Annotated in this window: 17 protein-coding genes; 9 read left to right on the top strand and 8 right to left on the bottom strand. The window is 68.2% G+C overall.

Annotated elements, in window-relative coordinates; genetic code table 11:
* Positions 1–107 precede the first annotated feature (107 nt).
* Together AB0L91_RS16465 and AB0L91_RS16470 are read left to right on the top strand one after the other, a co-directional pair.
* Entirely contained in the window at positions 108–1,073 is a 966-nt protein-coding gene (locus tag AB0L91_RS16465; protein ID WP_365010718.1) for a helix-turn-helix domain-containing protein, read from the top strand.
* 106 nt (positions 1,074–1,179) lie between these two features.
* On the top strand, positions 1,180–2,055 hold the full coding sequence (locus AB0L91_RS16470) for a nitrilase-related carbon-nitrogen hydrolase (RefSeq protein WP_365010721.1): 876 nt from the start codon (positions 1,180–1,182) through the stop codon (positions 2,053–2,055).
* Positions 2,056–2,061: 6 nt separating this feature from the next.
* Here AB0L91_RS16470 and AB0L91_RS16475 read toward each other — a convergent pair whose 3' ends face one another.
* Entirely contained in the window at positions 2,062–2,397 is a 336-nt protein-coding gene (locus AB0L91_RS16475; protein ID WP_357346508.1) for a metal-sensitive transcriptional regulator, read from the bottom strand.
* A 144-nt stretch (positions 2,398–2,541) separates the two neighbouring features.
* On the opposite strand from AB0L91_RS16475, the gene AB0L91_RS16480 reads away from it, so the two are divergent.
* Entirely contained in the window at positions 2,542–3,351 is an 810-nt protein-coding gene (locus AB0L91_RS16480; protein ID WP_355271387.1) for an S-methyl-5'-thioadenosine phosphorylase, read from the top strand.
* Here AB0L91_RS16480 and AB0L91_RS16485 read toward each other — a convergent pair whose 3' ends face one another.
* On the bottom strand, positions 3,352–4,332 hold the full coding sequence (locus AB0L91_RS16485; protein WP_365010724.1) for a GAF domain-containing protein: 981 nt from the start codon (positions 4,330–4,332) through the stop codon (positions 3,352–3,354).
* A gap of 116 nt (positions 4,333–4,448) precedes the next feature.
* Between AB0L91_RS16485 and AB0L91_RS16490 the strand changes: the two genes are divergently transcribed.
* Positions 4,449–5,009 (top strand): NAD(P)H-dependent oxidoreductase, encoded by a 561-nt coding sequence (locus tag AB0L91_RS16490; protein ID WP_355271390.1) that lies wholly within the window; start codon positions 4,449–4,451, stop codon positions 5,007–5,009.
* A 4-nt stretch (positions 5,010–5,013) separates the two neighbouring features.
* On the opposite strand, the gene eccE is transcribed toward AB0L91_RS16490, so the two are convergent.
* Positions 5,014–6,657: a type VII secretion protein EccE gene (eccE, locus tag AB0L91_RS16495; protein ID WP_365010725.1), complete on the bottom strand. Its 1,644-nt coding sequence runs from the start codon at positions 6,655–6,657 to the stop codon at positions 5,014–5,016.
* An 83-nt stretch (positions 6,658–6,740) separates the two neighbouring features.
* Here eccE and eccB point away from each other — a divergent pair, with 83 nt between their 5' ends.
* Positions 6,741–8,228: a type VII secretion protein EccB gene (gene eccB, locus AB0L91_RS16500; protein ID WP_365010727.1), complete on the top strand. Its 1,488-nt coding sequence runs from the start codon at positions 6,741–6,743 to the stop codon at positions 8,226–8,228.
* On the opposite strand, the gene AB0L91_RS16505 is transcribed toward eccB, so the two are convergent.
* From AB0L91_RS16505 to eccD, 3 genes are all read right to left on the bottom strand, one after another.
* Positions 8,229–8,990 carry a potassium channel family protein gene (locus AB0L91_RS16505; protein ID WP_365010729.1) on the bottom strand — a complete coding sequence of 254 codons (762 nt, stop codon included), beginning with the start codon at positions 8,988–8,990 and terminating at the stop codon, positions 8,229–8,231.
* A 65-nt stretch (positions 8,991–9,055) separates the two neighbouring features.
* Positions 9,056–10,456: a type VII secretion-associated serine protease mycosin gene (mycP, locus tag AB0L91_RS16510; protein ID WP_365010731.1), complete on the bottom strand. Its 1,401-nt coding sequence runs from the start codon at positions 10,454–10,456 to the stop codon at positions 9,056–9,058.
* Positions 10,453–11,919, bottom strand: coding sequence for a type VII secretion integral membrane protein EccD (gene eccD, locus AB0L91_RS16515; RefSeq protein WP_355271399.1), 1,467 nt, complete (start codon positions 11,917–11,919; stop codon positions 10,453–10,455). The genes mycP and eccD overlap by 4 nt, the downstream gene beginning before the upstream one ends.
* 185 nt (positions 11,920–12,104) lie before the next feature.
* On the opposite strand from eccD, the gene eccCa reads away from it, so the two are divergent.
* The 4 genes from eccCa to AB0L91_RS16535 all read left to right on the top strand — a co-directional run bounded on the left by eccCa (position 12,105) and on the right by AB0L91_RS16535 (position 18,380).
* Positions 12,105–16,139, top strand: a complete 4,035-nt coding sequence (eccCa, locus tag AB0L91_RS16520; RefSeq protein WP_357346515.1) for a type VII secretion protein EccCa — start codon at positions 12,105–12,107, stop codon at positions 16,137–16,139.
* Complete coding sequence (locus AB0L91_RS16525; protein ID WP_365010734.1) at positions 16,121–17,587, top strand: type VII secretion-associated protein; 1,467 nt, start codon at positions 16,121–16,123, stop codon at positions 17,585–17,587. The genes eccCa and AB0L91_RS16525 overlap by 19 nt, the downstream gene beginning before the upstream one ends.
* 123 nt (positions 17,588–17,710) lie before the next feature.
* Complete coding sequence (locus AB0L91_RS16530; protein WP_365010737.1) at positions 17,711–18,037, top strand: WXG100 family type VII secretion target; 327 nt, start codon at positions 17,711–17,713, stop codon at positions 18,035–18,037.
* 37 nt (positions 18,038–18,074) lie between these two features.
* Complete coding sequence (locus AB0L91_RS16535) at positions 18,075–18,380, top strand: WXG100 family type VII secretion target (protein WP_218717713.1); 306 nt, start codon at positions 18,075–18,077, stop codon at positions 18,378–18,380.
* 64 nt (positions 18,381–18,444) lie between these two features.
* Here the strand turns inward: AB0L91_RS16535 and AB0L91_RS16540 are convergent, their stop codons facing one another.
* Positions 18,445–19,641: a hypothetical protein gene (locus AB0L91_RS16540; RefSeq protein ID WP_365010739.1), complete on the bottom strand. Its 1,197-nt coding sequence runs from the start codon at positions 19,639–19,641 to the stop codon at positions 18,445–18,447.
* Positions 19,632–20,855 (bottom strand): hypothetical protein, encoded by a 1,224-nt coding sequence (locus tag AB0L91_RS16545; protein ID WP_365010741.1) that lies wholly within the window; start codon positions 20,853–20,855, stop codon positions 19,632–19,634. The genes AB0L91_RS16540 and AB0L91_RS16545 overlap by 10 nt, the downstream gene beginning before the upstream one ends.
* Between the last annotated feature and the right edge of the window lie 4 nt (positions 20,856–20,859).

Here is a 20,859-nt window from a genome sequence, read left to right on the forward strand (position 1 = left end):
TCGCTGGTCCGGTGGCCTGCGATCGATGGGAGCGGCCGAAACGGACAGGTATCGTTGGTTCGTGCCGAATAGTCGGCCGTGCCGAAATCCGTTCCCGGAGGCTGCCGATGGCCATCGCACCGATGACGGCGGAGTTCGCCTCGGCGACGCCGCACAGCGACGCGTTCGGGCAGTGGGAAGCGCTCATGCAGCGGACCTTCGTGCCCCTCGCCGTCGACCCCTACGCGGATCGCCCCTTCTACGGCCGGGTCGTCACCAGGGCGCTCGCCGGCGCGCCCGACTGTCACCTGACGACGCTCACCGGCCGCAATCACGAATTCCGCCGCGACACCGGCCATATCGCCCGATCCGGCGAGCAGTATCTGCTCGCGGGTATTCAGACCGAGGGCCGCGCCCGGCTCAACCAGGACGGTCGCTCGGCGCTGATCCTGCCCGGTCAGATGACTTTCTTCGACACGTCGCGCCCCTATCACTGGACCGAGGGTGAGCGGTTCGAGCAGGTGAACGTGCAGGTGCCGATCCGGCTGCTGCGCGAGCTGCCCGGGCTCGGTCAGCTGGCCATGCCGACCGCCGTCACGCTGCCGGCGACCGGCGCGGCCGGGGTGGTCGCCGCCTTCTTCCGTGACCTGGCCCGGCTGCAGCAGGACGCGCCCGACCAGGCCGACCTGCTGGCGCGCGGTGCCGTCGACCTCTTCGGCTCCGCCGTCCTGCTGGCCGCGGGCACCGCACCCGTCGACACCCCCGGCGCGGCACTGCACCGCGAACACGTCCTGGCCTTCCTGCGCGAGAACTACACCGATGCCGACCTCACAGCCGATGAGATCGCCGCGGCCTGCCATATCTCCCGCCGGACGCTGTTCCGCCTCTTCGGCGGTCCGGGCGAAAGCCTGCACACCACCCTGCGCCGCCTGCGTGTCCGCCATGCCGAGAAGCTGATCGCCTGCCAGCGATTCCACGCGCCCGCGGCGGTCGCGTTCGCGTCCGGGTTCGCCTCGGAACGGCATTTCTACCGGGTTTTCCAGCAGGAGACGGGGATGACTCCGCGCGAGTACCGGCGGACCCACCTCGCCTAGCCGTCGGCTGGCACCGGTTGTCAGTGGGATGGCGCTGCCGGTCTGTGGATCGGCACAGTCGCTGCACGACACTGGATCTCACAGGCGAGTACAGGGGAGCGGGGACATGGCGATTCGGGTTCGCGCCGCGGCCGTGCAGGCGGAGCCGACGTGGTTACACCTGCCCGACGGGGTCGCGCAGACGATCGGCCTCATCGAGGACGCGGCGGTGGGCGGCGCGCAGTTGATCGCTTTTCCCGAGGCCTTCCTGCCCGGCTATCCGTGGTGGCTGTGGCTGAACTCGGTCGACTGGGGAACGGAATTCCGGTCGCGGTATCTGGCGAACGCGATGACCAGGGACGGCGCCGAGATGCGCGCCATCGCCGACGCGGCACGGTGGGCCGGGGTGCACGTGGTGCTCGGTTTCGCCGAGCGCGCTGGTGCGGAGATCTATCTGGCGCAGGCGATGATCGGACCCGACGGCCGGATCCTGGTGTCGCACCGGCAATCACCCACCTCGCTGGAGCGGGAGGTGTTCGCCGACGGCATCGCGCCACCGGCGGTGCACCACACGGAGCTGGGCCGCATCGGTGTCCTCGGCGGCACCGATCATCTGTGCCCGGAAAGGCGCGTGGACCTGTGGCGGGAGCAGGTCCACGTCGCCGCGTTCTCCGGTTTCACCGTGTATCACGACGTCGACGACGACAGCACGATCGCGGTGAACAGTACGGTCGGCGAACAGTACGCGCGCGACAGCCGGACCGTGGTGATCGCGCCGACCGCACTGGTCCCGATGACCGGCTGGTCGGTCGTCGACGCGCGCTCGCCGGAGCACCTGATGCTCAGTGGCGGCGGTGAGGTCGCCCGGATCATCGGTCCGGACGGGCGCGACCTGGTTCGGCCGCTGCCACCCGGTCGACCCGGGCTGCTGTTCGCCGATTTCGTCGTCGACGAGTCGGCCAACCCGTGGACGGACGGTCAGGGCTACATGCGGGCCTGCTGAGGGCGGTCAGGAGCGGACCAGGCGCGCGATCGCGTCGGTCGCCTCCTTGATCTTGGCCTCGGCCTCGGGGCCGCCCGCTACGGCCGCGTCGACGACGCAGTGCGAGATGTGGTCCTCGAGCAGACCCATCGCGACGGCCTGTAGCGCCTTGGTCATCGCCGAGACCTGGGTGAGGATGTCGATGCAGTACTTCTCCTCCTCGACCATCCGTTGCAGGCCGCGCGACTGGCCCTCGATGCGGCGCAGGCGCTTGAGGTAGTCCTCTTTGGCGGTGATGTAGCCGTGGCCCGAGTGGCCCGTGTGCTCGCCGCCGGTCGTGGTGTCGGGGGTGGGTTCGGTCACCGGAGGTCTCCTCGCCTGACGGGGTGCTCGGAGTACCGAGCTGATACCCCCCTAGGGTACAGTTTCCGGCCGGAATTGTCAGATGCGGCCGGTGTCGCGGTCCCGGTGATGCGCGCGACCTGCCCGGACGGGAGAATCACCGGTATGAGTTCGCTTCCCCGGCCCGCACTCGCCGTCATCGGCGGCAGCGGTTTCTATGACTTCTTCGACAACGACGCGGTGCACGTCGAGGTCGACACACCGTACGGCGCGCCGAGCGCCCCGGTCGCCATCGGCGAGGTCGACGGTCGCGCCGTCGCGTTCCTGCCGCGGCACGGCAAGCAGCACGAGTTCGCCCCGCACACCCTGCCCTACCAGGCCAACATGTGGGCGCTGCGCTCGCTCGGCGTGCGCCGGGTATTCGCGCCGTGCGCCGTCGGCAGCTTGCGCGCCGACTGGGGGCCGGGCACCGTCGCCGTGCCCGATCAGCTCGTCGACCGGACCTCGGGCCGCCCGCAGACCTACTTCGACGGCGGCGGCGTGCACGTCTCCTTCGCCGACCCCTACTGCGACGACCTGCGCACCGCCGCGGTGAAGTCCGCCGGTGACGATCTGCGCGTCGAGGATTCCGGCACGATGGTCGTCGTGCAGGGCCCGCGCTTCTCCACCAGGGCCGAGAGCCGCTGGTTCGCCGGGCAGGGCTGGGACCTGGTCAACATGACCGGCCACCCCGAAGCCGTGCTCGCCCGCGAACTCGAGATGTGCTACGCCGCGGTCGCTCTCATCACCGACCTGGACGCGGGCCTCGAGGAAGGCGACGGCGTGCACGCGGTCGATGTCTTCGCCGAGTTCAAGAAGAACCTCGGCCCGTTCAAGGAACTGCTGCGGCGCGCGGTCGCGGCGGTCGACGGCGAGGACACCTGCGAGCGCTGCCGGGTGCACGCCGGGGTGTCGCTGCCCTTCGAACTGCCCTGATCACCGCGCCGGCGCGGTGACCTGCAACTGAGCAAGCACGAACGCGGGCGCCGCGCCGTCGGCGCCCGCGGGCAGCGGTGTCACCTCGACGTCGGCGATCAGCCAGCCGCCCGACTCCGCCGCGAGCCGCACCCCGGTCATGCCCGCGCGGGCCGCGCCCGCCAGGATCTCCGCCCTGGCCGCGACGATCCGGGCGCGGTCCTCGGGGTGCGGGATCAGCCGCTCGTCGATCCCGCGCCAGCGCAGGCCGGGCACCGGCTCGGTGACCCAGCGCACCTGCCGGACCTGCGCGGTGTCGAGGATGCACAGATACAGACCGGGCTGGGTGTCGCGCAGCAGCGCGAGCGTGGCGGCCTCGAAGGACTTGGGTTGCGGGGCGATGCTGTCGGTGACGTCCACCGTGAGGCCACGCCACGAGAACCGCTGCGCCGCGGTCCCGTTGCGGGCCGCGACGAACAGCGACCGCGGCCCCGCCGTCGAGTGCACGGTCGCGATGGCCGACCAGCGGCTGTCCGGTTCCGAACGGGTCAGGGCGGCAACGATATCCAGCGCGCGATCGAATCGCTCGATCCGCTGGAAGGCTTCGGCGCCGGTGAATTCGAGTGGCACGGAACCGAGATGGGCGCCGAGCCCGGCGGGCCGGGTGCGCACCACCCTGGCCTGCGCGTCGACCCGGAACATCCCGACCCCGAGATCCTCGGTGGGCGCCTGCTCACCCACCCAGACCTTCACCGCGTGGGTCCCGGCGCCCGGCCAGACCACCGGCTCGGCCCGTAACCGCAACTCCGACCACGGCTGCCGGGATTTCGGCAGCACCCGGTCGACCGGTGTGCCGGAATCGTGGGCGGTGGCGATCATCGGTTGCAGCGCGGCCGGGATCGCGCGCTGATACGACGCCCACTCGCGCGGCGTCGTCCCCGTGCTCAGCATCGACCACGTCGCGCCGAGCGTCTCGATCAGCTGCCACTGCCCGATGATCACCTGTGCTGCCCCCTTCGGTCACTCCCCACCTGCGGATATCGAACCAAATCGCCTGCGCCCATCGTGCCCGATCCGCCGCGCGCCGCGGGGCGGGGGTCCATCGATAAGCTCGCCGTATGGACACACCGTTGCGGTTGGAGGTCGTCGTCGCCAGTACCCGCCCGGAGCGCTTCGCGCCCGTGGTGGCCGACTGGTTCCTCGGCGTGCTCGCCGAGCGGCCGGAATTCGAGGTCGGGGTCCTTGATCTGCGTGACATCGCCTTGCCCGTCGAGCTCACCGAGACCCCCGAGGTCGACGCGTTCCGGGAGCGGCTCGCCGCCGCCGACGCCTTCGCGGTCGTCACCTCCGAGTACAACCACGGATATCCCGCGTCCCTGAAAACGGCCCTGGACAGCGCCAAACGGGAGTGGCGGGCCAAGCCGATCGGCTTCGTCTCCTACGGTGGACTCTCGGGCGGCCTGCGGGCCGTCGAGCAGTTGCGTCAGGTGGTCGCCGAACTGCACATGGTCTCGGTGCGCGAATCGGTGAGCTTCGCCCAGGCCAAGCGGCGTTTCGGCGCCGACGGCAGCACCGATGACCACGCCGCGATCGACGCGAGTGCGCGGATGCTCGGCCAATTGGCCTGGTGGGGACGGACTTTGCGGGCCGCCCGCGGCGCCGACCCCTACCCGGGCTGACCGGTCAGGCCGGCGCCATCGTGCGCTGTCCGCGCGGCTGCCCGATGTAGGTCGCCTCGCGCGGGATCGACACCAGCGTGAGGTTGACCCTGGTCGTCCCGGTGCGCAGCACCACCCGGTTGCCGATCGCGCCCGGCTGGAAGATCTCCAGGTCGGGACGGGAAGCGGGCCAGCCGTTCGGATCGCCGGTCAGGTAGATGGTGGTGACACCGGCGTGCGGCGCCGGCGCCAGCACACCGTCGACGACGGTGGCGGTGAAGCCCGCGTCGGACTGGTGTGTCTCGACCGCGATGGTCAGGCGCTCCGGGTTGCCGACCGTGCTGACCAGCTGCTCCCAGGCGTGCGCGCGATCGGTGCGCACCAGCACCCGCTCGCCGACGGCCAGCGCGCGGAACACCAGCTGCTGGGCCAGATACAGCTCGCCGGCGACGTAGACCGAGGAGATACCGGCGCCGATGATCCTGGTGGCGACGCCGTTGCCCTCGTCGTCGGAGCCGAGCAGCTGACCGCAGCCCGCCGACGGCAGGTGCAGCGCGCCGATGACATCGATCGGGTACTCGGTGGTCGGCACGGTGTCGTCCACGCCGGGCACCGCGATCGGCAGGTGCGCGAGCAGCGCGTCGCGGTGGCGGCCGTTCATCGAGACCATGCCCTTGGTCGTGGTCTTCTCCGGCAGCTCACGCGCGGTCAAACGCCATGCGGCACCGACACTCACCGACTCGGCGTCGCTGCCGGGCCGCAGCCGCACCGCGACCGTCGTGCCGCGCGAGGGCGCGACCCACAGCTGGGCGAGCAGATCCGAGCCGAGCTGCTTGGGATCCACCGCGCTGCCGATATTGACGGTGTTGCCGATCTCGGCGAACTTCCACCGCTGGGTCAGCGTGCGCGGGTCCAGACCGGCGGTGATCTGCTGAACGGCCTTGCGGATCTCGGGCGCGGTGAGGATACGAGCGCTGCAATCGGCGTCTTCGAGCGTGCGCATGATGCGCTGGGTGGCGATGGTGACCGCGCGGGACGCGCCGTCGGTTCCGCCGCCGCGCCGGGCGGTCGCGTCGGGGCACTGCACCGAGTCGTAGCTGATCGCGAGCCAGACCGTGCGGTGCGCGGTCGCGGGCAGCGGGCCGAGCAGCGACTCGTAGATCGCGCCCGCCGGTGTGCCGGAGCGGCTGCGGTGCCCGTGGCTGATGATGTCGATGCCGCTGAGCAGGATGTCGTGCTGGTGCAGGCAGGCGGCCAGTTCGGGCAGGGGGAGCAGGTGGGAGGCGTGCACGGCGTTGCGGGCGATCCTGGTCAGCCCGCCCTTGGGCGGCAGCACCTCGACCACGGTGACGACCCGGCTGCCGTCCCAGTACAGGCCGAGCGAGCGGCCGTCGGTGTCCCGGAAGTCGACGGTGTCGCCGAGGGTGTATTCGCGCTTGCCGAGGTAGCGGCGGATCGTGCCGAGCCAGTCGAACACGGTGCGCTTGCCGATCGGGATCAGCGGGATGACCGCGACGACGACCGCGATGCCGAGGGCGGGGAAGGGTCCGAGGCCGCAGACCAGGACGATGAGCCCGACGGTCAAGCCGAGCACCTGCGCGATGAGCAGCTGCGCCAACGAGATGCGACCGAACAGTGGACGTGGACCAGCACCGGTGTACTCGGCCATTGGTTCCTCCCCCGAATGTGAACAAGTGCTGCCGGGAACTGTACTGTGTTGCCCGGACGAGAGCACTGTTCGGGGGAGGAACCATGCCTTCAAAACCCACTACACGCTGGCAGGTCAGCGGCTACCGCTTCCTGGTGCGGCGGATGGAGCACGCCCTGGTGCGCCGGGATGTGCGCATGCTGCACGATCCGATGCGCGCCCAGTCCCGGGCCTACGCGGTGGGTTTGGTGCTCGGCCTGGTGGTGCTGGCGGGCTGCGGCATCCTCGCGCTGCTGCGCCCGCAGGACAAGATCGGCGACAACAAGATCCTGATCGGCAAGGAATCCGGTGGCGTCTACGTCGTCATCGAGAACGTCGTGCACCCCGCGCTCAACCTGGCCTCGGCCCGGCTCGCCGCCGGTGAGGCGGCCAAGGCCGTCATCGTCAAGGAGTCCGAGCTCGGTAAGAAGCCGCGCGGTCAGCTGATCGGTATCCCCGGTGCCCCGACGTCGCTGCTGTACGACAAGGACGGCAAGGGCCGTCAGTGGTCGGTGTGCGATCAGCTCAAGTCCGACGGCACCGCCGATCTGACCACCTCGGTGCTGGCCGGTTCGCTCGATCTCGGCGACAAGGCCGCGGCGATGCCGTCGAACAAGGCGCTGCTGGTCAAGGCCAAGGACGATGTCTTCCTCGTCTTCGACGGCAAGCGCGCCAAGGTGAACATGAGCGACCCGGCGGTCACGCTCGCGCTCGGCATCTCCGGTGTCACCCCGCGCACCATCAGCGATGGCGTGCTCAACGCGATTCCCGAGGTGCTGCCCGTCATCTCGCCGGTCATCGCCAACCCGGGTGGCGTGCCGACCTACAACGTCAGCGGCCACCGGATCGGTGATGTCGTCCAGGTGTTCAACGCGCCGAACCAGGACTTCGTCGTGCTGCAGGACGGCCTGCAGCCCATCTCCGTCGTCACGGCGCAGATCATCCGCAACTCGGTCAACTCGACGATGGCGGGCACCACCATCCAGAACACCGAGCGGGTGAACGCGCCGGTGTCGCAGGCACTGAAGGTCGACAACTACCCCAAGGAACGGCCGACCCTGGTCACCGCCAAGGACCAGCCGGTCAGCTGCCTGTCCTGGAAGCCGATCCCCGGTGCCATCGACAACAACGACGCCACCGCGCGCGCCGAACTGACCGTGCTCACCGGCATCGACCTGCCCATCCCGGACAAGGCCAAGCTGGTCAGCCTCGCCCAGGCCGACGGCTCCGGCCCCAAGGCCGATTCGGTCTACATCCCGCCCGCCTCGGGCGCCTACGTCCAGACCACCGGCATCGAACCGGACAGCCGTCGCAAGGACAGCCTGTTCTACATCGCCGACACCGGAGTCCGCTTCGGCATCAAGAACTCCGACGCGGTGAAGGCACTCGGGCTGGAGAACGTGAAGGCCGAGCCCGCGCCGTGGCCGATCGTCGGGCTGCTCGCCGGTGGCCCGAGCCTGGGCCGGGAGGACGCGATGGTCGCGCACGACGGCGTCGCCCCCGACTCGTCCCCGGCCAAGCAGCCGGTGGCCACGGTCGCCAACAGCAAGTAGTCAGCCGACGGGCGGCGGTTCCGACCGCGCCCGCAATTCGGCGACTTCCGAACGCAGCTCGCGCACTTCGTCGACGAGTTCGGCCAGCGTGCGCTCGGCGCGGTCGGTCGCGTCGACGGTCTTGAGCTGCTCGACGAACCAGCTGGTCATGGTGCCGATGGCGAAGGAGATCAGGCCGATGCCCAGCGTCATCAGGACCAGCGCCACCAGCCTGCCCTCGAAGGTCACCGGGTAGACGTCGCCGTAGCCGACGGTGGTCACCGAGACCGCCGACCACCACAGCGCGTCACCGAAACTCGTGATCTTGCTGTCGGGCGCACCGAATTCGGCGTCGAAGAAGGCCAGGCTCGACAACAGCAGGATCAGCAGCGAACCGGTGCCGACGAAGGCGACCAGCCGGGTCCGCGGATGCATCGCCCGGTTGAGCGTGTCGAGCAACAGCAGCGCGGCGCGCACCAGGCGCAGCGGGCGAAACGGCGGCACCAGCACGACGAGCAGATCGAGCGGGTGCTTGCGGACGAACCGGCGCCGATCGGTGGACAGCCGCAGCCGGACCGCGAAGTCCACCGCGAACACCGCCCAGATCGCGACATCGGCCCACACCAGGCAGGCGTCCAGCGTCGGTGAGGCATCGGTGTCGAGCACCCGCCACGCGTACAGCAGCAGGAACAGCACGGCCAGCGTCATCATCGGCAGGTTGGTCGCCTGCTCCCAGCGCTGTCTGCGGGTCTGCGGGCGCTGCTCTGTGGTCAACGGATCCATACTGCTACCTGGCTCGACGGGCTGCGCGGAGTGCGCTCGACCAGGACCGTACCGCGTCGGCTACCTCAGGTGTCCTCGCGGACGCCGAACCGACGCCGGATCGGGAACGAGGCGAGCATGCCGAGCACGAACAACAGCCCGACCACACCCGCTCCGATCAACCCGACATTCCTGGCCGTGTTGTCCGGCACCGGCGCCGGCGCGGGCACCGCGAGCTGCACCTGCTTGGCCGGTGACGGCCGCTTGGGCGGCAGCGGCCCGGTGACCTCGGCGGTGAGCGCCGCGATCGGATCGACGCTGCCGTACCCGATGTACTGGTTCCAGCCCTCGGCGGGCGCGTGCGCGGTCGCCTGGATCCGCTTCATCACCTCTTTGGCACTGAGCTCGGGGAACCGCGCCCGCACCAGCGCCACCACACCGGACACCAGCGGGGTCGCGAAACTGGTGCCGCTGATCGGGCCGGTCTGACCCTGCTGGTTCACCGTTCCGGTCGCGGTGCCGGGTCCGCGCGGGTTCAGCGACGTCATGTTCTCGCCGGGCGCGGCGACGCTGAGCCACGGTCCGGCGACGGTGAACTTCGACGGTGCGCCGTTCGCGTCGATCGAGCCGACGGCCAGCACGTAGTCGTCCCAGCGCGCCGGGCTGACGTTCATCGAGGTCTTGGTCCACGGGTCCGCGTTCGGCTCCAGCGGGTCGATCACCGTGTTCGCGGTCTTGCAGGTATCCGAATTGCCCGCCGCGACAACGGGAACCGCGTTCTTCACCTCGACCGCGTACTGCAGCGCGGCGCCGATCGCCCGGTCGTTGACGTCCTTGTTGGTGCCACACCACACTTCGGAGACATTGATGACGCCCGCGCCCATATCGGCAGCGCGCCGGATGGCCGAGGCCATCGTGTTCAGGTTGCCGTAGCCGTCGGGCAGGTCCTCGGGCGCCTTGTTCCGGTTGGCGCCCTCCTTCTGATACATCTTGCTGGTCTGCCGGATCGTGAGGATGCGAGCCTCCGGGGCCACCCCGGCGAAGCCCTGACCGGGCACCTGGGTCGCCGCGATCAGCCCGGCCACGAAGGTGCCGTGCGCGTCGCAATCCTCGGCGCCGTCACCGGAATTGGCGACGAAGTCACCCGCCGCGATCATGTCGGGCAGGCGATCGTGCCTGCTCACGCCGGTGTCGATCACCGCGATCAGTTGTCCGGCGCCGCGGGAGAACTCCCACGCCCGCGCCAGATCGAGGGACCGTTGCGCGTCCGGGATGGCGGGCCCGTCGCCACCGGTGGCCACCGTGGTGCACACCGCGTTCGAACCGACCTCGGTCTTCTCCGGCGGCGCGGCCGGATCACCGGCGGGCAGGTTCGCTGGATCGGCGGCGGGCGGCCGGTCGGCCGAGGCGGGCGCCGCGCCCAGCCCGAACGACGCGCCGACACCGAGCGCCACGGCCGCCGCCGCGACGCGCAGGCTCGCGTTCACAGCCCGCGGACGAGGGAGTAGAGCTCGGCGACCCAGAACACCAGCGGCAGCACCGCGGCGACGAACGCGTACTCGAGCAGTTCGACCGCCCGGCGCATCGGCGGCGTCGCGGACTGGTTCGGCACGATCAGGCCGATCACCAGCGCGGCGACCAGGATCGCCAGCGCGGCACCGAAAACCACCAGCGGCTGGCGCATTTCGAGCGCGACACCCACCAGCATGATCAGCACGATCGACGCGCCGCCCGCGATCAGCACGATCGCCTGCTCGGCGCCCGCGTAGGTGCGGCTGCGGAACATCAGCACCGCCGCGCAGACCAGCGCGAGCGCGATGCCGGGCCAGTACGGGTCGTCCGCGGTCGCGTCGATCGCCAGCAGCGCGCCGACGACGGTGACCAGTGTGGTCGCGGTGACCAGTCCGGCGAGGTAGTTGCGGGCCCGCTCCGACCTGGCGCGCAGCGCGTCCAGGGTGGGCAGCGCGCGGTGGTCGTCCGGATCGTCCTCGGTCGGGTCGATCGGGGTGCCGGGGGAGGGGACCGGCGGCAGCGGCAGCTTGGCCAGCAGCATCGACACCCGCGGCGACAGCGAGAGCCCCGCCAGCCCGACCGCCGCGACGACGGCACCGATGGCCTTGACCGGCTGCTCGGTGAGCAGCCCGACCAGTGCCGCCGGAATGACGAACACCGAGGCCGCGGCCGCGCCGATGAACAGCGCGAGGCCGACCCCGGTCACGCGCCAGGCCAGCACCGCGGTCGCGCCGAACAGCGTCGCGCCGAGCAGCAGATGCGCCCAGCCGTAATGATCGGGGACCAGCAGCATGCCCGCGGTGAACGCGGTCGGCAGCGCGCAGCCGCCGAGCACCAGCGCGGCCGAGGTGTCGCCGTACATGCGGCTGAGCACCGTGCCCGCGACCACGCACAGGATCGCGACCAGCAGCGCGAGCGAACCGGTCACCCAGAACGGCAGCGCGTCCGGGGCGGCGAGCAGACCGAAGCAGCCGACCAGCATGGTGACCGCGGCGAGCACCGAACCGGTGATGCGCGCGGTCTTCGGGGTCCAGCTGCGGTAGTGATCGGCGTCGGCGATCGCGACGTTGTACATGATGTCGTCGAACAGCGGCGTCGGCGCGGTGTGCGAAGCGCTCTCCAGCATGAGGAGTTCGCCGTCGCGTACCCCGTGCTCGCCGAGGCTGAGCGAATTCGAGAACGGCGGATGACCGATACGCGCCAGCACCCATTCGGCGGGCTCGTAACGCTCACCGTCGTTGTCGAAATCATTGGACCGGCTGTGCTGAGCGACCATGTCCACCACGCTCGGAATGACGAGCGCGACCGGCACATCGACCGGAATCGCCATGTCGACCTGCGTGTGCTTGGCCAGGATCGTCACTCGGGCCAGATCCGGTGCGCGAACAATGCCGCGCGCGGAATCCTCCTCGAGATGATCGAGTCGCGCGTGCGTCAAAACTCCCCCAACTCCGTCTCTACCTCGTGTTTCCGCTCGACCCCTCGGGCGATCGACAGTTTGCGGAACTCACCGTTCGGACAGCAGAATGCCTGACGAACCATACGACATGTCGGCCGCGACCTCTACACTGAGCCCGTCGCGAGGGAAGACAGCGAGTAGTCAAGCAGGGGGAGTCTTCGACCATGAGCACAGTACGGTTCCAACGCCGTGCCCGGCGCGAGATGCCACGCACGCCCGGCGGTGAGGTCACCCTGCAGCCGCCGCCCGAGATCCCCCGGATCACGCCCGGCAACCTGCTGATGAAGATGATGCCCGTCGTCATGGTCGTCGGCATGGTCGGCATGATGGCGCTGATGTTCACCCAGGGCAGCGGCATGCTGTCCAACCCGATGTCGATGATGTTCCCGCTGATGATGATCATGTCGATGGTCACCATGTTCGGCCAGGGCAGCGGCAAGGGCGCCAAGGCCGCCGAGGCCAACGAGGACCGCAAGGACTACCTGCGCTACCTCGATCAGGTCCGCAAGGACGTCGACGAGACCGCCAAGCAGCAGCGCGCCGCCGTCGAGTGGAGCCACCCCGAGCCCGGCCTGATCTGGATGCTCGCCGGCACCAGCCGCATGTGGGAGCGCCGCTCCGGCGACAAGGACTTCTGCCACGCCCGGATCGGCCTGGGCGGTCAGCGCCTGGCCACCCGCCTGGTCGCCCCGGAGACCGGCCCCGTCGAAGAGCTCGAGCCGATCGCCGCGGTCTCCCTGCGCCGCTTCGTCCGCGCCCACTCCACGGTCCCCGACCTGCCCACCGCGATCGCGGTGAAGGGCTTCGGCACCATCGCCCTCGACGGCGACCGCGCCCAGGCCCGCGACATGACCCGCGCGATGTTGTTGCAGCTGTGCATGTTCCAGGCGCCCGACCAGGTGCTCGTCGCCGTGGTCTGCGGTCCCGACACCGCGCGCGAGTGGGAGTGGACCAAGTGGCTCCCGCACACCCAGCACCCCGACGTCTCCGACGGCATTGGCACCCAGCGCATGTTCTACGGCTCCATCCGCGAGGCACTGAGCAGCCTGCACCCGCTGCTCGGCAACCGCGTGCGCTACTCGCGTAACCAGCCGAACAACCCGAACCTCGTGCACGTGGTGATCGTCGTCGACGGCGGCCTGCTCGAGGCCGAGGACGACCAGCTCCGCGAATCCGGCTTCGAGGGCGTCACCATCATCGACCTGTGCAATTACGCACCCCGCCTTGCCGTTTCGCGCGGCATCAAGATGGTCGTCGAGGACGGCGAGTGCCTCGGCCGCGGCGCCACCGGCAACCAGGAGCGCTTCGCCACCATCGACCGCGTCAGCGCCGAGCAGGCCCAGCAGGCCGCCCGCCGCCTCGCCCCCTACCGCGCCGCCACCCAGCGCAGTAGCGACGTCGAAACCGACGATTCCGAGGCCATTTCGACGTGGTCCCAGCTGATGAGCCTCGGCGATATCGGCAACTTCAACCCGGCCAGCGCCTGGCGCCCGCGCTACGGGCGCGAGCGGCTGCGCGTGCCGTTCGGCCTCGGTGCCGACGGCGCTCCGGTCGAACTCGACATCAAGGAAGCCGCCGAGAACGGCATGGGCCCGCACGGCCTGTGCATCGGCGCCACCGGTTCCGGTAAGTCCGAGTTCCTGCGCACCCTGGTGCTCAGCCTGCTCGCCACCCACTCGCCCGACCAGCTCAACCTGGTCCTGGTCGACTTCAAGGGTGGTGCCACCTTCCTCGGTCTCGACGGCGTCCCGCACGTCGCCGCGGTCATCACCAACCTGGAGGACGAGGCCGACCTCGTCGACCGTATGAAGGACGCGCTGGCGGGTGAGATGAACCGCCGCCAGGAAGTCCTGCGCCAGGCGGGCAACTTCGCCAACGTCTCCGAGTACGAGAAGGCCCGCGCCGCCGGCGCCGACCTCGATCCGCTGCCCGCCCTGTTCGTCGTGCTCGACGAGTTCTCCGAACTCCTCACCCAGCACCCGGATTTCGCCGAGCTGTTCGTGATGATCGGCCGCCTCGGCCGCTCGCTGCACGTCCACCTCCTGCTCGCCTCGCAGCGACTGGAAGAGGGCAAGCTCAAGGGCCTCGAGTCCCACCTGTCCTACCGCATCGGCCTGAAGACGTTCTCCGCCAACGAGTCCCGCCAGGTCCTCGGCGTCCCCGACGCCTACAACCTGCCCAACTCACCCGGTGGCGGCTACCTCAAGGCCGACTCCGGCGAGATCCAGCGCTTCCAGGCCTCCTACGTCTCCGGCCCCTACGTCGGCGGCGGTTCGCAGCGCGAGGTCACCAGCGCGGGCATCGTCGGCGGCGAGATCGACGTCAACGCGCGGCCGTTCAGCGCCAACCACGTCGCCTTCCGCACCTCCGACCGCGTCCCGGTCGCCCCGGAGTCGACCTACGAGCCGGAGCCCACCGGCGACGACGCCGACCAGATGTCGAACCTGAACATGCTGGTGTCCCGGATCAGCGGTCACGGCCGCCCCGCCCACGAGATCTGGCTGCCGCCGCTCGACGACGCGCCGACTCTGGACCAGCTGAACCCGCGCTCGATCATCACCGGCGAGTACTCGCCGATCGCCACCCTGCGCGCCGCGATCGGCATCGTCGACCGCCCGTACGACCAGCGTCGCGACCCGATGATGCTGGACCTGTCGGGTGCCCGCGGCCACGTCGCGATCGTCGGTGGTCCGCAGTCGGGCAAGTCGACGGCCCTGCGTTCGCTGGTCATGTCGATGTCGATGACCCACACCGCCGAGCAGGTGCAGTTCTACTGCCTCGACTTCGGTGGTGGCACGCTGTCCAGCCTGGAAGGGCTGCCGCACGTCGGCTCCGTGGCCAACCGCCTCGACCCGGACAAGGTCCGCCGCACCGTCGCCGAGATGAGCACCCTGGTCCGGCAGCGCGAGCAGCGCTTCCACCAGCTGGGCATCGAGTCCATGGTCGAATACCGCCGCCTGCGCGCGATGGACCCCAACAGCAGCCCCGCCGCGGCGGGCGCGCACGCCGACCCGTACGGCGACGCCTTCCTCGTCATCGACGGTTTCGGCACGATCCGCCAGGACTACGAGGCACTCGAACAGCAGATCACCAACCTTGCCCTGCAAGGCCTTTCGTACGGCGTGCACGTCGTCATCGGCCTGTCGCGGTGGATGGAAGCCCGGCCCGCGCTGAAGGACCAGATCGCCACCCGCATCGAGCTGCGCCTGGGTGACCCGATGGACTCCGACATCGGCCGCAAGTTCGCCGCTCTGGTTCCGCAGGGCCGTCCCGGTCGCGGTATCACGCCGGACGCGCTGCACATGCTGATGGCACTGCCCCGAGTCGACGGCAGCTCCGACCCGCTCGACCTCAGCGCCGGTGTCGCGCACGCGGTCGAACTGATCGCCCAGCGCACCCCCGGCCGCCCGGCCCCCGGCACCCGCACCCTGCCGGACCTGCTCGACCGCACCGACCTGCTGCGTGGCATGCGCAACTGGCCCGCGGAGGTCGACCGGTCGCGGCCGAACATGCTGGTGCCGATCGGTGTCAACGAGTCCGAGCTCGCTCCGGTCATGCTCAATCTGGCGGATACGCCGCACTTCCTGGTCTTCGGTGACAGTGAATGCGGTAAGACCGCGCTGCTGCGTGGCATCGTGCAGGGCCTCGTCGAGTCGAACGAACCGGCGCAGGCCAAGATCATCCTGGGTGACTACCGGCGCACCCTGCTCGGCACCATCGAGACCAACCACCTGGCCGGCTATGCGCCCTCGGCGGAAGTGCTCACCCCGTTCGTCCAGCAGGTCGTCGGGATCCTCAAGTCCCGCATGCCGGGTGCCAACATCACCCAGCAGGAACTGCGCGCGCGTTCGTGGTGGACCGGCCCCGAGCTCTACCTGATCATCGACGACTACGACCTGGTCGTCACCCCGTCGGGTAACCCGCTCTCGCCCCTGGTCGAATTCATCCCGCACGCCAAGGACATCGGCTTCCACCTGATCATCGCCCGCCGATCCGGCGGCGCGTCGAGGGCGCTGTACGAGCCGGTGGTGTCGCGGATGCGCGACGTCGGTTGCATCGGCCTGGTGATGAGCGGTAGCCGCGACGAAGGCCAGCTCTTCGGCACGGTGCGCGCCAGCGCGATGCCGCCGGGCCGCGGAACCCTGGTCACCAGGAACGCGATCGATCTGGTGCAGCTGGCATGGGCACCGGCCTTGTGACCGACATCGACGTCGTGGTCAGCGATGCGCGCGTCTTGGCGCGCACCGCGGCCCGGCATGTGGATGTCGCTCCCACGGTGATGCCGGTGCCGAACGGCATCCTGGTCGGCGCGCCCACCGGCCCGTCGCAACCGGCGATCTCGGCGCTGTCGCTGGCCGACTCGGCATGGATCGGCTACGAGCCGCAGCCGCTCGCCATCGCCGCGGCCACGGACGCGGTCGTCGACGATGTCCTCGCCGGCGTCGCACCGACGCCGCCCGGCGCGAGTATCGGTGTCGCGCATCCCAGTTCGTGGTCGACGGCCCGCCGCTCGAGCTTCGCCCGTTCGTTCGGCAGGTACTCGGGTTCGGTCGCGCTGGAGCCGATCGCGGCCCGCGTGGCCCGGCTGCGCCAGCCCCTGGCGACCACCGAGTTCGTCGTCGTCGTCGAAATCGACCCGCTGGCCGTCACGGTGAGCGCGGTCGACCGTTCCCGGGACCAGATCTCGGTCGCGGCCTGCGCGCACGAACCCACCCTGGGCGCCGGCGACTGGAACGACGACGACATCGATCGCCTGTCGGCCATGATCGGCGAGGTCGCCGACGGTTCCAAGCCGACCTCGGTGCTGATCGTCGGCCCGACCGACGATCACCTGCTGGAGCGCCTGCGCGAGTTCGCCGCCGAAACCTGGACCACCCAGCCCACTCCGCTGGTCCAGCCAGTGGCCTTCACCGCCCTGCTACTGCCGCAATCCGGACTCACCGACGACCGGGCACGCCCGATCCCGGCGCAGAACGCGGAATGGGTGGGTACCCTCCGCGAACGCGCCGCAGCCACCGCGCCCGCGCCACGCCACAGCACCGCCAAAATCATTGCCGCAGCGGCGATATCGCTGGTGGTCGTCACCGCGGGCATCGTCGCGGTCGTGGCGACCCGCGACAGCGACGCCGACGCGGCCACGGCCACCCAGAGCACGCCGACAACGGTGTCCACCGCACCGGAGCCCATGTCTCCGAAGCCATCGACCACCCAGCCGGCCGCGACTCCCGCCCAGCACACGATGGGCCGCGTGACCTTCAACATCCCGGCCGGCTGGCGCCTCGCCACCGGCTCACCGGCGGACCGAGCCGCGCTCGTTCCGCAGACAGCCACCCCCGGCCGAATTACTGTGACGTACAACACTGTCGCGGAGCAGGCTGGATATGATGAAGTGCTTAGGGACATCACCGCGCGGATCTCGCGCGCCGAGCCCGGGCGGTTCGGTACGCCGGAACGCGATGTGGTGTTCGCCGGGCGCCGGGGGATCGGTTACCAAGAGCTTCCTGGCGACGGTTCCGTCGTCAGGTGGTACGTCCTTCTCGACCATGGCGTCCAGACCAACGTCGGCTGCCAGCACGGCTCGGGAGGATGGGGGACTGTCAGTACTGCGTGCGAGGAAGTGATGCGATCAGTGTCGATCTCGCCGTAGGTTTCGGAAATTTCTCCGAACTTGATGGAACCGAACGCACCATCGGTGCGTCGAACCTAAGTAGAAGGGCTCAGATCGCCAGCAGGGGGGTCTGGTCCACCTTGACCACGAAGGAGCCAGAAGATGGGTTTTAACGCAACTCCTGCGGAGATCCAGGCGTTCTCCACGAAGATGAAGGACAAGCACGACGCCATCGAGGGCATGATCCGCAACGCGGAGGGTCACGCCAGCGATGTCAACAACCCGGCCTTCCAGGGTGCGGCGGGCAAGGCCTTCCAGTCGACGATGGGTGACTACCTCACGTCCGCTCGTCGGTTGAACGAGGCGCTGTACCAGGCTTCGGACACCGTCTCCACGATCGCTGCGACGATCTCGGACGAGGAAGTGGACAACGCGCAGCAGATCCTCGCGGAGACTGCGGCGGACACGCCCACTCTCAACATGCGCTGATTCCCCCCGACACTGAGACCTTTCGAAAGGACCAACAATGACTGACATCGGTGCAATCCGGTATGACTTCGCGGCCATCAACGACGCGGGCTCCGGTCTGCAGTCGCAGGCGCAGCAGATCACCACGGCTCTGCAGGACTACGAGAACGAGTTCCAGCGTTTCATCGAGGAGAACTGGTCCGAGGGTGAAGGCTCGACCGCGTTCACGATCATGCAGACCAAGTGGGCGCAGCAGTCCACCGATCTGAACGCCAAGCTGCAGGCGATCGGTACGAAGACGCTGTCCGGCTCCGAGAACATGAAGGCCACCGACGCTCGGCTGGCGAACATGCTCCTGGGCTGAGCCTGAATCAATACACTGCGAGCGGGTTCGGAGGCTTCTCCGGACCCGCTCGCGGTCTTCATGGTCAATTGGCGCCGACGAGCAGCTTGTACTGGGCGGCGGTTCGCTGATATGTGTCTTGAAGATTCGCCCCGCCAATTCTGGCGACATACCGTCCTACGACAATTCTGCAACTCGGCGGGGTGTTCTTGGTGACCTTGGCATTGGGATCCATCGAGTAGCATTGCGCAGTCGGCAGATTCGGCGGAGGATCCGCTGGCAGCAGCCCGGAATCGTCCTTGTTCTTCTTGTCGAAGGCATTGGAAAGCCTGTCCGCGGCAGCCTCATCGCGAGCTCGGTACACGAACGCGCCACCGCGGCTGACGATGTAGTCGACGCCGGCGTCGGTGTAGGCGGGTCCAAAGGCCAATGGTTCCTTCGCCATCGATATCGCCGCACGAACCGGATAGACGGCTGTCCGGCTGTTGGGTTCGCTGTCGGGCAGCGTCCGGCTCAGCATGCCATCTACGTCCATCGGTAGATTTCGTATCTCGGCAAGCGGAGTCCGCTTGTAGGACTTCAGGCGATCCACTTGTGCGTCCAAAAAGCGCTTCGCGATTGCAGCGCTATCCACCGGATCGAAGGGCCGACTGACTGAATCGCTAACCTGAATGTAGAGCAGCATGTCTTCGTGGGGAAGCAATGCGCGCACCGTCGCGCTGTGAAACGGTTCAAGCGGAGTCGTTTTGGAGATCGCATCCGGATGGCCGTCGATCCGTATCGGTGACCCGGGCGATCCCGCGGTCAATTTCTGTGCTGCCAGACGGGCGAACTCGGGCGTCTCGAAGCGTAGGGTGTACGTCTCGATGCCCCGACCGAGGTCTGGCAGTTCTCGCCGGTATCCAAGCACGTACCAACCAGCAACCAGTCCGGCTATTTCCTTGGTGAATTGTCTGCTGCCGATGCCGCTGTCAACGAATTCGGGCGGAGTCTCGGTCGTCACGAACTGCTTACGACCATCGAATGATCCGTATCCGAACCGAGGGTCGTATTCGAAGGGTATCGGTGTGTTGGTCGCGATATTCAGTGCTTCGCGAAGTTCTCCCGATGTTGCTGTTCTCAGCGTTTCGACGTCTACTGGCGCGGTCGGGTAGTTCCCCGAGTCGAGCTTGCTCGGATCGATTGAGTCCGCGGTGCTGGTTTCGGTTCCTCCGCATGAGCAGAGCAGAATGAGGGCGGCGACGGAAGCGATTACTGGCCGGATTCGCATGGTCAGCCACATTTCTTGAGAATTGCATATTGGGCGGAGGCGCGTTCCTGCAGCGCTCGGTCAACTGATCCCCAGGAGAACATGTCGGTGGTCACGACTGCGACGTATCTGTCGAAGACGACCGCGCACATGGCATCGAACTTCCTGTTCGGATCGGCGACGTCGAGCTTCAGGCACTGAGCATCGAGAAGCCCGAAGGGGGGATCCAGCACCGTGTCGTTCTTCCCCGGCTTTGCCAGGAAGGTCTGCAGCAGGAAGGCGGACGGGAGGTCGCGCGTTCGGTACACGGTGCTTGCGCGACGGCCGATAAGGTCTACGCCTGCTTCTTCGAATTTCTTTCTTGCTTCGATCGGGTTGCGTTCGTAATGCAGAATGCCCATGCGATCGAACATGCCGGGGTCTTCACGTAGCGACTGAGGATCGCGGTCGTCGCGGATCATCGATCGGCGCACGATATTCTCGGCGTCCAGCGGCTCGTTGAGTACCTCATCCAGTGCCATGGGCGACTGGCGATCAAGCAATTCGGTCTGCAGTTGGAGGGACTTTTCGGCCGTCGCCAGCAGTTCGGTGCTACCCGCCTTCGGGACTCGCGCACCGACCATGATCACATAGGGTCCGTGCGGCATCCAGGAAACGATCGAGGTATCGTCGGAAGACGTGGAAAGGCTCCCTGGGAAACGGGAAATCCCGGCAGTCGGGCGACCGCCGTTCTCTACGCTGATGCTATGAAACTCGGTAGCGGCACGTATGCTGTCGGACCCAGTCGCGAACCGCATAACTGATATTTCTAGTTCCTTGGGACTTCGGATGCTGGAGTTCGTCCGACGTGACGATACCCCGGCAACAAAGCTCATGTTATCTTTGATTACGCGTTGATGCTCGGTTTTGATGTCGCTGTCTGCAGGGATGGCGTTCTTGTCGATAAATACTCTCGTGCGATCGAGTGACGTCAATTCGATGTCTACGTCGAAGGGATGTGCGAGGTATCCGAGAAGTTTCGTGCCTTCGATCTGTCGAATGGTTTCCGAGCCTACGGCGTAGGGGTCGACCTCGAAGGGTAAGGGATCCGTCTGGAACGGACCAGTGCGAAGCGAGGTGAGGTCAACGTCCGAATTCCCAGGCTGCCCGGTTCCTGTGACGGTTGATCCGCAACTGGTAGGCAATAATAGCACGCCGACGAAAGTGGTAATCTTTAGCGCATTTTTTAATCGTATCGTGCTGGCCAAGCTT

This window comes from Nocardia sp. NPDC051833, assembly GCF_040681225.1.
Classification (GTDB): Bacteria; Actinomycetota; Actinomycetes; order Mycobacteriales; family Mycobacteriaceae; genus Nocardia.